This window comes from Rhizobium binxianense, assembly GCF_028994275.1.
Classification (GTDB): Bacteria; Pseudomonadota; Alphaproteobacteria; order Rhizobiales; family Rhizobiaceae; genus Rhizobium; species Rhizobium binxianense.
Map to the genome: position 1 here is coordinate 959,036 of NZ_CP118713.1, position 13,538 is coordinate 972,573.

Consider the following 13,538-nt stretch of genomic DNA (forward strand, 5'->3'; position numbering starts at 1 on the left):
GTTCCTGTGATTCCTCCCAAGACACAGCTGATATTGCGATGCAGCATAGATTCCGCAATGCACCACGGCGGGATGCAGCCATGCATCCAACGCATAGATAGATTCATAAATTCTTCAACTTTGGCTAATTTCTAAGCAAAGAGAGGGACTTAAGCTTCGCTTGAAAGGCGAGCAGGTCGTTCCAGGCCAGCCTTTTATTGACCGGTGCGGTTAACAGATCCTGCGGATGCAGGCTGGCTATGGCAGGAATGACACAGTCCGCCACGGCAATCTCCTTCCAGCGGCCGCGCAGGCCGTGGATCGTGTCGTTTTCGCCGAAGAAGAAGCGGGCCGAAAAATTGCCGAGCAGCAGAATCGCCTTCGGTTCGGCCAGCGCGATCTGCCGTTCGATAAACGGGCGGCAGATGTCCATTTCCGCTGCCGAGGGTGCGCGATTGCCGGGTGGCCGCCAGGGGATGACCTGCGTCAGCAAGACGCTCGAACGCGTCAGCCCGATCGCCGCTAGCATCTTGTCGAACAGCTGGCCGGATTTTCCCGAGAAGGGCGCGCCTTCGCGATCGTCTTCGGCGCCCGGCGCCGAGCCGATCACCATGATACCGCTTTCGGCATCACCGGTGGCAAAGATGGTCGAGCGGGCGCTGTGCTTGAGATTACAGCCGTTGAAGGCTTCGATCGCGGTCTTGAGTTCTGCGAGCGACCGCGCCGTTTCGGCGACGAAACGCGCCTGTTGCACAGCCTCGCCATCCGGAATCGCCGGTTGGGGACCGGACGCGGCGATCGCGGCGGGCGCCGGGCGTGCTGCTACATGCGAACGCGGCGGTGTCCGGCCTTCCCCGGGACCGGAACGTTCTTCGACGGAAGGTTGCGGCTGCACCTGTGTCGCCGGGCGCCGGGCAGCCTTCATCGCCTCGAACTCGGCGAAGCGGTCGATCGCCTCTTCTTCCAGCAGCCATTCCACGCCGGCATCCGCATGGAAATGCAGAAGCGCTGCAAGCTCGGCGGGGGAAAGGTCGTTGGCGGAGATCATCCGACAGGTTTAGCGGAGAGACTGTGGCATGGAAAGGGCAGGCGACAGATTGCCCGCCCTTGCCGGCGCTATTGCACAGTCCATTGCGCGATGTCGTCGCGTTCGCCGATCAGCGCCAGGCCGTGGGCGATCGACAACAGCTCGCCGCCGCTCTCGATCTTGTCGCTGTCGAAGCGCTCGGTGAAAATGCGCCGCACCGCCGGCACGAAGGAGGTGCCGCCGGTCAGGAACACCTTGTCGATCTCCGACGGTTTCGTCTCGGTCTTGTCGAGCACTTCGTCGAGCGCGCCTTCAATACGGGCGAGGTCATCGACGATCCAGCTTTCGAAATCGCTGCGCTTGATCGTGCGATGGCCGCCGCGGCCGAGCGGGGCGAAATCGAACGGAGCCTCTTCGGCGGAGGAAAGCGCCATCTTCGTTGCAGAGACGGCCTGATAGAGCGGATAGCCCTCGTCATGGTCGATCAGGTCGACGAAGATCTCCAGCTTCTCTGGTTCCAGCGCCGTGCGCACCAGCTTCTTGAGATCCTCGAATTCCCGCGAGGTCTTGAAGATCGACAGCTGGTTCCAGCGGCTGAAGCTCGCATAGTAGTTTGACGGCACCTCAAGGATCTTGTCGAAGCTCTTGAAATGGCTGCCCTTGCCGATCTGCGGCGCGACGATGTTGTCGATCATGCGCGCATCGAAATGGTCGCCGGCCACACCGACACCCGAATGGCCGATCGGCGTTGCCGTCAGTTTGCCGGCCCTGCTCTCGAAGCGGATCAGCGAATAGTCCGTCGTACCGCCGCCGAAGTCGGCGACGAGCACGGTCGCATCGGACTTCAGGTTCTGCGCAAAGTAGAAGGCAGCCGCAACCGGCTCGTAGACATAATGAATTTCCGGAAAGCCGAACCGCGTCAGCGCCTCGTTGTAGCGCTGCACCGCAAGCGCCGGGTCCGGATTGGCGCCGGCGAAATGCACCGGACGGCCGGCGATGATGCGGCTGGCATCATCGGGCCAACTCTCGCCTGCGTAATGGCGAAGGCGCCGGATGAAGATTTCCATCAGGTCTTCGAAGCTCTGCCGCTTGCCGAAGACGATTGTGCCCTGGAAGAGCGCGCTGGCCGCAAAGGTCTTGATCGACTGCAGGAAGCGGCAGTCGCCGGGATTGTCGATGAACTGGCGGATCGCCGCATGGCCCGCCTCCACCTTCAGCGCCGAAGCGCCGAGCTGCGCGTCCTTCATGAAGGACAGCGCCGTGCGCATGCTGTCGGCCGTGCCTGCCGTGCTCGTGAACGCCATCGAGCGTGTCGCCCCGCCATCCGCCATGGCGAGAACCGTATTCGTCGTGCCGAAGTCCAAACCCAGCGCCTGAGCCATGCCCGCACCTCTTCATGCCGATTGTTATTGGAGACGGAGCGTTGCTCCGCAAGGGCGTGCGAACGCCCGGATCAAGGAGGGCGGGTGATGCCACAGAGGCGTGACACATTCAAGAGGAGCGAAAGTTGATGTGATCGAGGCGCACTTCTTCTCCCGGTGAAAGAAGAAGTGCGCCGCAAGGGGCAATCGGCAATGCCGAACTCAGAGGGCCGTCATCACTCGGCAGCCATTGCCCTTGCCTCTTGTATCTGCGGCTCCTCGACCTTCTTTCCGCCGATCAGGCGGCCGAGGAAATTGCCGAAGCGGTCCATCTCGACGAAGATGACCGGGGTGATGAACAGCGTCAGCATCTGCGAGACGATCAGGCCGCCGACAACGGCGATACCGAGCGGCTGGCGCAGCTCGGAGCTTGCGCCGGTGCCGAGCGCGATCGGCAGGGCACCGAGCAGGGCGCAGAAGGTCGTCATCATGATCGGCCGGAAGCGTCGCACGCAGGCCTCGTGGATCGCCGCCGTCGCCTTCTCGCCCGTCGTGCGCATCGTCTCCACCGCCACGTCGATCATCATGATTGCATTCTTCTTGACGATGCCGATCAGCATCAACAGGCCGATGAGGGCGATGATCGACAGGTCGAAGCCCATGATCTTCAACGCTAGCAGCGCACCGAAGGCCGCCGCCGGCAGGCCGGAGAGGATGGTGAGCGGATGGATGAAGCTTTCATAGAGCACGCCGAGCACGACATAAATCGTCAGAATGGCCGCCAGGATCAGATAGGGGGTATTGCCCTGCGACTGCTGGAAGATCTCCGCCGTGCCGCCATAGGAGGTGAAGACGTCTGCCGGAACGCTGATGTCCTTCTTGATCTGATCGATCGCCGCCGTGGCATTGCTGAGCGACACTCCTTCCGGCAGGTTGAAGGAAACCGTGGTCGAGACCAGCTGGCCCGTCTGGTTGATGGTGACCGGGCCGGTGGTGCGTTGCACATGCGCGAAGTTCGACAGCGGCACCAGGCTGCCATTGGAGGAGGCGACACGGATCTCCGACAGCTTCTGGTCGTCCCAGGGTTTGCTGGTGTCGTATTCGACGATGACGTTGTAGCTGTCGCCGGTCGACTGGATTTCCGCAGCCGCATATCCGCTGAAGGATTCCTGCAGGGTCGTGCGAAGCGTGTCGTTGTCGATCCCGTAAGCGGCTGCCCGCTCGGTGTCGATGACGATATTGGCCTGCAGGGCGTTGTTCTGGGCGTCCGATGTCACATCGGTGAACAGGTCTCGGTCGCCACGCATCGCCGCCTGGATCTTGCCGGCCCACAGGTTGGTCTGATCGGCGCTCAGCGCCTGCACCACCAGCTGATACTGGCTGGCGGTCTGGCGGCCGCCGAAACGCAGGCTCTGGTTCGGCGTCACGAAGGCCTGCAATCCGGGGATCTTGTTGATCGCCGTGCGCAGCTCGCGCAGCGTCTGGTCAAGCGGCGGACGCTCCGTCTTGTCCTTGAGCTCGACGAACATCGAGCCGTTGTTCTGCGGTTTGTTCGGGTTGCCGCCGATCGTCGACATCACGTGATTGACCGCCGGGTTCGCCTTGACGGCGGCTGCCGCCTGCTGCTGCAGCGCCTCCATGGCGGAATAGGAAATGTCCTGCCGCGCCTGGGTGCTGACCGTCAGGCGGCCGATATCTTCCTGCGGGAAGAAGCTCGTCGGCAGCGTCATGAAGAAATAGACCGTCAGCGCCACCGAGCCGAGGAAAACCCCGAGGATCGTCAGGCGATGCTGCAGGCACCAGCCGACCGCCCTGTCATAGCCGTTGAGCGTCCGCTCGAAGCCGGCATCGAAGATGCGGATGAGGAGCGGCGGGCGGCTGTGATTGTTGGAGAGCCGCGAGCCGAGCATCGGCGTCACGGTCAGCGAGACGATCGCCGACGAGATGATGGCGATGGCGACCACCATGCCGAATTCGTTGAATACCCGGCCGACGACGCCGCCCATCAGCAGGATCGGGATGAACACCGCGATCAGCGAAACCGACATGGAAATGATGGTGTAGCTGACTTCGCCGGCACCCTTGATCGCCGCTTCCCGCACCGGCATGCCTTCCTCGACATGGCGCAGGATGTTTTCGAGCATGACGATCGCGTCGTCCACAACCAGCCCCACCGCGAGCGTCAGCCCGAGCAGCGAGATGTTGTCGATGCTGTAGCCGAGCACATACATCATGCCGAAGGTCGAGATCAGCGATAGCGGAACGGCAAGTCCCGGAATGATCGTTGCCGTGGCATGGCCGGTGAAGAGGTAGATGACCAGGACGACGAGACCGATCGTCAGCAGCAGCGTGAATTTCACGTCGGCAATGGCGGCGCGAATCGGTTTTGCGGCATCGTTCATGACGACGGTGTTGACCGAAGGCGGAATTTCCGCGTGCAGCTGCGGCAGCTTGGCGTTGATCGCATCGACGACATCGACGGTGTTGGCATCCGGCTGACGCTGGATGGCGAGAATGATGCCGCGCTGGCCGTCATACCAGCTGCCGGTATACTGGTTCTCGACACTGTCCTGCACATCGGCGATATCGCCAAGGTGAATCGGCGCGCCGTTCGGATTGGCAATGACCAGCGAGCGGAATTGCTCTGCGTTGGTGCGCTGCGTATTCGCCGTGATGGTCATGCTCTGCGAATTGTTCTGCAGCGTGCCGACAGGCTGCTGGCTGTTGGCCGCAGACAGCGCCTTGTTGACGGTATCGATGCCGATGCCGCGGGTCAAAAGCTTGTTGGGATCGACCTCGACGCGCACGGCATAGGTCTGCGCACCGTAGACGCTGACCTGGGCAACGCCCGGAAGTGTCGACAGCGACGGCGAGATGATGTCCTCGGCGATCTCGTCGAGCTTGCTGCGCGGCAGGGTGTTGCTCTGCACCGAGAGCAACATGACAGGCGCGTCGGCCGGGTTGGTCTTGCGGTAGCTCGGCGGCGTCGTCAGATTGTCGGGCAGTTGCCGGGTCGCATGCGAGATCGCCGCCTGGACGTCGGCTGCAGCCGCGTCGATATCGCGGTTGAGATCGAACTGCAGCACGATGCTGCTGCTGCCGAGCGAGCTCGATGCGCTGATTTCGCTGATCCCGGGAATGGTCTCGAACTGCTTGATCAGCGGTGTCGCAACCGACGTCGCCATCGTCTGCGGCGAGGCGCCGCTCAACTGTGCCGAAACGTTGATGGTGGGAAAATCGACCTGGGGCAGGGCTGCGACCGGGACGAGCTGGTAACCGGCAAGGCCGGCCAGAATGACGCCGATGGCAAGCAGCGTCGTCGCGACGGGGCGCTGGATACAGAAATTGGGGATCATTGCTGAGCTCCCACCGCGATCGTCTCGGATTGCTGCTGCCGAGGCTCTTCGGCGGAAGCGACATCAAGCGCCTTTTCGTCGAACTGCTCGTTGATCGCCTGCTCGTCGCTGAGCTGGCCCTGGCCCTCGACGACGACATGATCGCCGGCCTGAAGGCCCGATTCGATGGCGGTGAAGCCGCCATTGGCGCGGGCGATGGTGACCGGCGTCAGATGTGATTTGCCGTCCTTGGCGACGAAGGCGAGGAAACCGTCGGGGCCGGGGCTGACGGCAACCGTCGGCACGACCACCTGCTGTTCGTCATTGTCGAAATGTACCACGATGTTGACCGACTGGCCGGGCCAGAGCGCGCCGGAGGCATTCTCGAATTTCGCCTTGGCGAGGATCGTGCCCGAGGCGGTGTCGACCGTGTTGTCGTAGAAGCTGATCTCGCCCTTCCTGACCTGCCCCTTGGTGGACGCGGGAACCGTGCTCACCTCGACCGGACCGGCTGCCAGGGCTTTTTTCAGCACACGCAGATAGCGTTCCTGCAGGTGGAATTTCACATAGATCGGATCGTATTTGGCGATGGTGACGATTGCCGAGCCGGCATTGAGGAAGGCGCCCTTGCTGATGGCGATATCGCCGAGCCGGCCGTCGAAGGGCGCGCGGATGTCGGTGTTTTCGAGGATGATCTGATCGGAGGCAAGGGACGCCTTGTCGGCATCGACCGTGGCGGCTGCGGTATCGCGGGCGGCGACCGCTTGGTCGAGGCTCTGCTGGGTGCCGGCCTTCTGGTTGAAGAGATCCTGCGCGCGTGTCAATGCGGTCTCTGATTCCGCAAGGGTTGCCGTGTCGCGCACGATCATCGCATTGTCCTTGTCGACAGCCGCCTTGGCCGTCCGGTCGTCCAGCTTGGCGATCAGATCGCCGGCTTTGACGGTCGCCCCATCCTGCGCATTGATGCTGACGATCAGGCCCTGTTCCTGTGCGTCGATGGTCGTGTTGTCATCGGCATCGGCCCAGCCGGAAGCGGTCACATCCATCGGCAGCGTCGTTTTCACCGCCGCGACTGTTTTGACGACGGTCGGGCCGCCGCCGCCACGTCTGCGCCCGCCGCCCTGATGTTGCCCACCGTTCTGCGCCTGATCGCCCTGTGCCTGATCACCATGGGCCTGATCACCATGGTCTTGCTGCCCGCCGCCATTGCCGCCGGCCGGCTGCTTGATGAACTGGGAGAGGTAGGGAATGCGGGAGGCATAGGGGAGCAGATTCCCGGATTGCCAGACGCCGACGGCGGCAACTGCGATAATGCTGACGGTGATCCAAAATTTCTTCATGGGCGAGACCGGTTTTTGGGCAAGGTTGCGGGGGGCAAGGTTGCGAATTTTATGCCCTGATAGAGCCGCTTATATTGCGGCGCAAAAAAGACATAATTCCCGGTTCGCGATCACTAAGTGGTTATAACGGCTTAAATTTTTGTAATGAATATTCCGTAATATTCAAACTATACTAATATAGACCCAGAGTAACTCGATGCCGTTCGACGGCGCTGGGGCAGGCGGCTCACGACGAGACGATATCAACCCCGCAAGCCGTCGATTGCGCGGGGAAAAACAGGGAAAAACCAAAGAAGGCAGGTCGCCATGACCGAGTTGAACGCCAGCGAATTTCGCACTCTCATAACCAGCGTGTTTCCTGAACTCACGGCCTCCGTCTTCAAGCTGGCGGCGAAGAGCTGGGATTCACTTGCCGTCGACGTCGACGACACGCTGATCTTCAAGTTTCCCCGCCATCCGGGCGCGGAACGAGCACTTGTGAAGGAAGCCGCCTTGCTCGACATCATCAGGCCGTCGCTGTCGATCGCGGTTCCCGACATGCGCATTCATGACGGGCCGCCGATCTTCTCCAGCCATGCCAAGCTCGAAGGCGAACATCTGATTGCCGAAGATTACGATGCGCTTCGCGAAGGCGATCGTCAGCACCTCGCCGAAGATCTCGCCCGTTTTTACGCCGAGCTGCACGTGCTCGATGCCGATCGCATAAGGTCGGCCGGCGCCGGGCCGATCCAGGCCTGGCAATCGCCGGATGCGGTGCGAACGAAGGCCTTGCCGCTGCTGCCGCCCGAGATCGGCAGCTTTGCACAGGCCATTATTTCCGATTTCGAAGCCTTGCCGCCCGATCCCCACGGCAAGACCTACGGCTTCTTCGACGGTCATGGCTGGAACATGGCGTTCGACCATGCACAAAAGCGGCTGAACGGCATTTATGATTTTGCCGATTCAGGCTTTGGGCCGTTGCACCAGGAATTCATCTATTCGAACTTCATCTCGCCCGATCTGACCGCCCGCATCGTATCGGCCTATGAAATGCTGACCGGACGCAAGCTCGACCGGCGGCGCATTGCGATCTTGACGGGCTTCCATCGTCTTTCCGAACTCGCCGAGCTTGCGGACGATCCGGCCCATGTCGAATTGATGGTGCGAAATGTTGCGACATGGGCCGCCGCCGCCCACGTCGCCTGAGGCACAGCCGTCAGACCGATCGTGCCGCGCCGCCGTCGCAGCGGATCAGCGAGCCGGTGATGTAGCTTGCCGGCTGGCTGCAGAGGAAGGCGGCCGTTGCGGCAAATTCCTCCACCCTGCCGTAGCGGCCGACCGGAATGCGCGCTTCCTTGTCGGCACGGACCTCTTCGAGGCTCTTGCCCGTCCGCTTTGCCGCCGCCCCGTCGAGATCGTCGAGCCGTGCGGTCAGGATGCTGCCCGGCAAGAGCAGGTTGGTGGTAACGCCGAAACCCGCCACCTCCGAGGCAAGTGTCTTGCTCCAGCCGGCCAGGGCAGGGCGCAGCGTATTCGACAGCGCCAGATTGGCGATCGGTTCGATCACGCCGGAGGAGGCCACCGTCAGGATGCGGCCCCAGCCCTGCGCCTTCATGCCGGGCAGCAGCGCATTGGTGAGGGTAATCACGCGGGCGACCATGGAGAGGAAATAGATCTCGAGTTTTTCGCCCGTCATGTCCTCGGTCGTGCCGGGCGTCGGCCCGCCGGTATTGTTGACGAGGATATCGAGCCCGCCGAACTTCTCCTTCACCGCCGCCGTCACCGTCTCGACGAAGCGTTCATCGCCGAGGTCTGCCCAGATCCAGTCGGCCCGGCCTTTGCTTTCGCTATTGATCGCCTTGCAATTGGCCTCCAGTTGCTCGCCACTGCGTCCGCAGAGCAGCACGTTTGCGCCTTCGCGCGCCAGTGCCGCGGCGATGCCAAGACCGAGACCACGCGAGGAGGCGAGGACGAGCGCGCGTTTGCCTGTGATGCCGAGATCCATGATTGTCCTCCAATATCTCCAGAGCATTTCCGTTTTTCTTCGAATCACGAAAAGGCTCTATCTCTTTGTTTTCGCGCAACTCCGGACGGAAAACCGCTTCACACTTTTCCCGGAATTGCTCCAGGCGATGTATAAGGCGCAAGCGGCGGAAAAGGAAAGGGAGCGTGATCGGTTCGGCAACGTTTGAGAATTGACGTTAACGTAAACGTTATATAATTGTGCCTGCCGAGGCATATGATTGTGCGAATTGAAGATTGGCTGTCGTATCCCGGCTCGACAATGCTTTCTCGTTTTGACAAGAAAGTGACCATGAGGGATGACGGCCGCGTGCGGCCAAGCGGAGACGAGTGAATGACCGAGACGACTGAGCTGCCCGAACGCGAGAGCATGGAATTCGACGTCGTGATCGTCGGCGCGGGGCCGGCCGGTCTTTCTGCCGCAATCCGGCTGAAGCAGGTCAATCCGGAACTCTCAGTCGTGGTGTTGGAGAAGGGCTCCGAGGTCGGGGCGCATATCCTGTCCGGCGCCGTTGTCGATCCGATCGGTATCGATCGGCTGCTGCCCGGCTGGCGTGAGGAAGCCGACCATCCCTTCAAGACCGAGGTCAGCGCCGACCACTTCCTGCTGCTTGGGCCGGCCGGCTCGATCCGCCTGCCGAATGTGCTGATGCCGCCCTTGATGAACAATCACGGCAACTACATCGTCTCGCTCGGAAACGTCTGTCGGTGGCTGGCCACCAAAGCCGAAGAACTCGGCGTCGAGATCTATCCAGGTTTTGCGGCCACCGAAGTGCTCTACAATGACCAGGGCGCGGTCATCGGTGTCGCCACCGGCGACATGGGCATCGAAAAGAACGGCGAACCCGGGCCGAACTATACCCGCGGCATGGAACTGCTCGGCAAATATGTGCTGATCGGCGAGGGCGTGCGCGGCTCGCTAGCCAAGCAGCTGATTGCCAAATTCGATCTGCAGAAGGATCGCGAACCGCAAAAATTCGGCATCGGCATCAAGGAGCTCTGGGAGGTCAAGCCGGAGCACCACAGGCAGGGCCTGGTGCAGCACTCCTTCGGCTGGCCGCTCGGCATGAAGACCGGCGGCGGCTCCTTCCTCTATCACCTGGAAGATAATCTGGTGGCGGTCGGCTTCGTCGTCCACCTGAACTACAAGAACCCCTATCTCTATCCCTTCGAGGAATTCCAGCGCTTCAAGACCCATCCGGCGATCCGCACCACCTTCGAGGGCGGCAAGCGGCTGTCCTATGGGGCGCGCGCGATCACCGAGGGCGGTTATCAGTCGGTGCCGAAGCTGTCCTTCCCCGGCGGGGCGCTGATCGGCTGTTCGGCCGGTTTCGTCAACGTGCCGCGCATCAAGGGCAGCCACAATGCGGTGCTGTCGGGCATGCTGGCGGCCGAGAAGGTGGCGGCGGCAATCGAAGCCGGGCGCAGCCATGACGAGGTCGCCGAGATCGAAAACGAATGGCGCAAGGGCGACATCGGCCGCGACCTGAAGCGGGTGAGGAATGTCAAGCCGCTCTGGTCGAAGTTCGGCACGGCCCTCGGTGTGGCGCTCGGCGGCTTCGACATGTGGACCAATACGCTGCTCGGCTTTTCGTTCTTCGGCACGCTGAAACACGGCAAGACCGATGCGCAGTCGCTGGAGCCGGCCGCCCAGCACCAACCGATCGCCTATCCGAAGCCGGACGGCGTCCTGACCTTCGACCGCCTGTCCTCGGTGTTCCTGTCGAACACCAATCACGAGGAGGACCAGCCGGTGCATCTGCAGGTCAAGGACATGGCGCTGCAGAAGCGTTCGGAGCACGACATCTATGCCGGCCCGTCGACGCGTTACTGTCCGGCCGGCGTCTATGAATGGGTGGAGAAGGAGGGCGAACAGACCTTCGTCATCAATGCCCAGAACTGCGTGCACTGCAAGACCTGCGACATCAAGGACCCCAACCAGAACATCAACTGGGTGCCGCCGCAGGGCGGAGAGGGGCCGGTCTATCCGAATATGTGATGCGGATGAACCCCACCGCCGACAATTTTCACGTGCGGGCGCCTTCGTGATCGCTTGTTGCGGGCGGCTGTTAGCCGTTCATTAACCATAATCTTCTTAGCTTGCGACATCTTCTTGACGCACTAAGGACACATTCATGACGATCTCGCGCCGGGGCTTCCTGATCGCTCTGCCCCTTTTTGTCGCCGGCTGCTCATCGACCGGCTTGAACAGCCAGACGAATTACGCCGCACTTCCGGACGAAAAATTCCCGCTGAAGCAGGTGCCGATCGACAAGATCAAGCCGGAGCTCCGCCGCCAGGAGGTGGCCTATGAAACCACGCACGCTGCCGGCACAGTGGTGGTCGATACCCCGGCGCGGCGCGCCTACTATGTTCTCGGTGACGGCAGGGCGATGCGCTACGGTGTCGGTGTCGGCCGCGAGGGGCTGGCATTTGCCGGCGATGCCTATATCGGCCGCAAGGCCGAATGGCCGAGCTGGACGCCCACCGAAAACATGCAGCGCCGCGAAGAACGCTATCGCAAGCTCGCCGGCGGCATGCCGGGCGGCCCGAACAATCCGCTTGGCGCGCGGGCGATGTATCTTTATCGCGGCGGCGGCGACACGCATTTCCGCATTCACGGCACCAACCAGCCGCAATCGATCGGTCTTGCCATGTCGAGCGGCTGTATCCGCATGATGAACCACGACGTGATCGACCTCTATAGCCGCGTCGAGGTTGGCGCCAGGGTCGTCGTCATCCAGGCTTGAGCGACTAAAATCTAGTTCATTGAAAAAGCCGCCGCAGCGATCGCTGCCGGCGGCTTCGATTTTTGTTGGCCCCGGCTGGCGGTCAGCGGCGCGTCGCGGCGATACCCGTGGAAAGCGCGACGCCGATGCCGGTGATCACGGCGGCGCTGATTTCGGTGAGGCCGATCGGTTCGCCAAGCAGGAAGCCGCCGCCAAGCGTTGCCAGAACCGGCGTCAGCGCCGTGAAGGCGGCGGCCTGTGTCCCGCCGAGTCTTCTGACGGCGGTGCCGTAGGCCACCATGGCGACGAGGCCGGAAAGAACGCCCTGGCTCAGCGCCTGCAGACCGATTTCCTGCAGAGGAGCCTGCGGCAGCGAGATCCCGAAGGCGAGGGCAAGCGCGCCCATGATCAGGAAGGACCAGACGGCGATCAGTGCGCTCGCCTGCACGGCCGTCAGACCGGAGCGGCGGAAGGCATGGGTATAGCTTGCCCACAAAACGGCGCCTGCCGGCAGCAGCACGAAGCTCGTCCACGGCAGCGAGGCATCCGTCAGGCTATGTGTGAGCAGGACCAGCACGCCGGCGACGATTGCGGCAAGCCCGGCAATGCGCGTGCCGTCAGGTCTTTCGCCAAACAGCGCAATCCCGATCAGCGCCGCGGCGAGCGGCATCGAGCCGCCGAGCAGAATGCCGGAAGAGGCAGCCGGCGTCGAATGAATGGCCAGCGTGGTCAGCAGGAAGAAGACGGCACCCGAGCCGGCGACCATGATCGCCAGCAGATGCAGCGGCAGGGCCTTCGGCAGCAATCCGGTCTTCAGCCAGACCGGTGAAAGCACCAGCGCCGGAATTCCGAAGCGGATCAGCCCGATGTCGATCGAGCCGAGCGGCGTTGCGGCGCTGTGGCGGGTGACGAGAAACCATGTCGCCCAGATCAGTACGGTAACAGTGCCGCCGGCATAGCCCAGCGCCTGCGATGGCGACTTGTCGTCGGAAAATGCAATGGTGGTCATCGTCCTGTCCTTTCCCTAGTCCGGAGCCTCTCCGGTTGAGAAAAGACTAGCGCCAGAGAGCAGGGCATGTCCTTGCTATCTATGGCTCAAAAATCATGCTAGACGCAATCTTCTGCCAATTAGTGCCGACAGGAATCGCGAAAATGCCAAATCTTGATAAATTCGATATCGCCATCCTGAAGTGCCTGCAGGAGGATGCGCGGGCCACCAATGTCGAGATCGCCGAGAAGGTGAACCTGTCGCCGTCGCCCTGCCTGCGCCGCATTCGCAACCTCGAACGCTCCGGCATCATCCGCGGCTACGCGGCCGATATCGACCGCAAGGAGGTCGGTCTCGGTCTGACCGTCTTCGTCGAATTCAAGGTCGTCCACCACAGCCGCGAGAATTCCGAGGCGCAGCAGAAGGCGCTGCTCGCCATCCCCGAAATCGTCTCCTGCTTCCTGATTTCGGGCACGGCCGATTTCCTCGCCGAGGTGGTGGTGGAAGATCTCGCCGCCTATGAGCGGCTTCTGACCGAAACGTTGTTGACCCTGCCGAATGTCAGCGACATCCGCTCGAACTTCGCCATCCGCAGCATTAAGACGCATGGGCCGTTGAAGCTGCCCGAGGGAAAATAATTCCCCTGTTTGCCGGCAGTTGTTCGGGGCATCTTCGGCCCGGGAGATTGCCGAAACCAGCCCCATCCGCCTGCCGCTTACCCCTCCCCAACCCCTCCCCACAAGGGGGAGGGACTAAGCCGGAGCGCCCGCCTCATTCC

Annotated in this window: 10 protein-coding genes; 4 read left to right on the forward strand and 6 right to left on the reverse strand. The window is 62.1% G+C overall.

Translation table 11 applies throughout. From position 1 onward, the window contains the following. Positions 1-124: 124 nt before the first annotated feature. From PO860_RS04780 to PO860_RS04795, 4 genes are all read right to left on the reverse strand, one after another. Entirely contained in the window at positions 125-1,027 is a 903-nt protein-coding gene (locus PO860_RS04780) for a uracil-DNA glycosylase (RefSeq protein ID WP_273884117.1), read from the reverse strand. A 68-nt stretch (positions 1,028-1,095) separates the two neighbouring features. Further along, the gene (locus PO860_RS04785; protein WP_183606263.1) at positions 1,096-2,388 is read right to left on the reverse strand and encodes an Hsp70 family protein; all 1,293 of its coding nucleotides are present in this window, start codon (positions 2,386-2,388) and stop codon (positions 1,096-1,098) included. 215 nt (positions 2,389-2,603) lie between these two features. Then, entirely contained in the window at positions 2,604-5,723 is a 3,120-nt protein-coding gene (locus PO860_RS04790) for an efflux RND transporter permease subunit (protein ID WP_273884116.1), read from the reverse strand. After that, positions 5,720-7,042, reverse strand: a complete 1,323-nt coding sequence (locus PO860_RS04795) for an efflux RND transporter periplasmic adaptor subunit (RefSeq protein WP_275038202.1) — start codon at positions 7,040-7,042, stop codon at positions 5,720-5,722. Before PO860_RS04795 ends, PO860_RS04790 begins: the two co-directional genes overlap by 4 nt. 306 nt (positions 7,043-7,348) lie before the next feature. Between PO860_RS04795 and PO860_RS04800 the strand changes: the two genes are divergently transcribed. After that, a complete protein-coding gene (locus PO860_RS04800; RefSeq protein WP_273880578.1) occupies positions 7,349-8,227 on the forward strand; it encodes a phosphotransferase family protein in 879 nt (292 codons plus the stop codon). 10 nt (positions 8,228-8,237) lie between these two features. On the opposite strand, the gene PO860_RS04805 is transcribed toward PO860_RS04800, so the two are convergent. Beyond that, entirely contained in the window at positions 8,238-9,026 is a 789-nt protein-coding gene (locus PO860_RS04805) for an SDR family oxidoreductase (protein ID WP_183606267.1), read from the reverse strand. 351 nt (positions 9,027-9,377) lie between these two features. On the opposite strand from PO860_RS04805, the gene PO860_RS04810 reads away from it, so the two are divergent. Together PO860_RS04810 and PO860_RS04815 are read left to right on the forward strand one after the other, a co-directional pair. Beyond that, entirely contained in the window at positions 9,378-11,042 is a 1,665-nt protein-coding gene (locus PO860_RS04810; protein ID WP_273884115.1) for an electron transfer flavoprotein-ubiquinone oxidoreductase, read from the forward strand. A gap of 136 nt (positions 11,043-11,178) precedes the next feature. Next, complete coding sequence (locus tag PO860_RS04815) at positions 11,179-11,793, forward strand: L,D-transpeptidase (RefSeq protein ID WP_097611290.1); 615 nt, start codon at positions 11,179-11,181, stop codon at positions 11,791-11,793. A gap of 82 nt (positions 11,794-11,875) precedes the next feature. On the opposite strand, the gene PO860_RS04820 is transcribed toward PO860_RS04815, so the two are convergent. Further along, positions 11,876-12,781 (reverse strand): DMT family transporter, encoded by a 906-nt coding sequence (locus PO860_RS04820; RefSeq protein WP_273884114.1) that lies wholly within the window; start codon positions 12,779-12,781, stop codon positions 11,876-11,878. 95 nt (positions 12,782-12,876) lie between these two features. Between PO860_RS04820 and PO860_RS04825 the strand changes: the two genes are divergently transcribed. Further along, positions 12,877-13,398: an Lrp/AsnC family transcriptional regulator gene (locus tag PO860_RS04825; RefSeq protein WP_273884113.1), complete on the forward strand. Its 522-nt coding sequence runs from the start codon at positions 12,877-12,879 to the stop codon at positions 13,396-13,398. Positions 13,399-13,538: the final 140 nt, after the last annotated feature.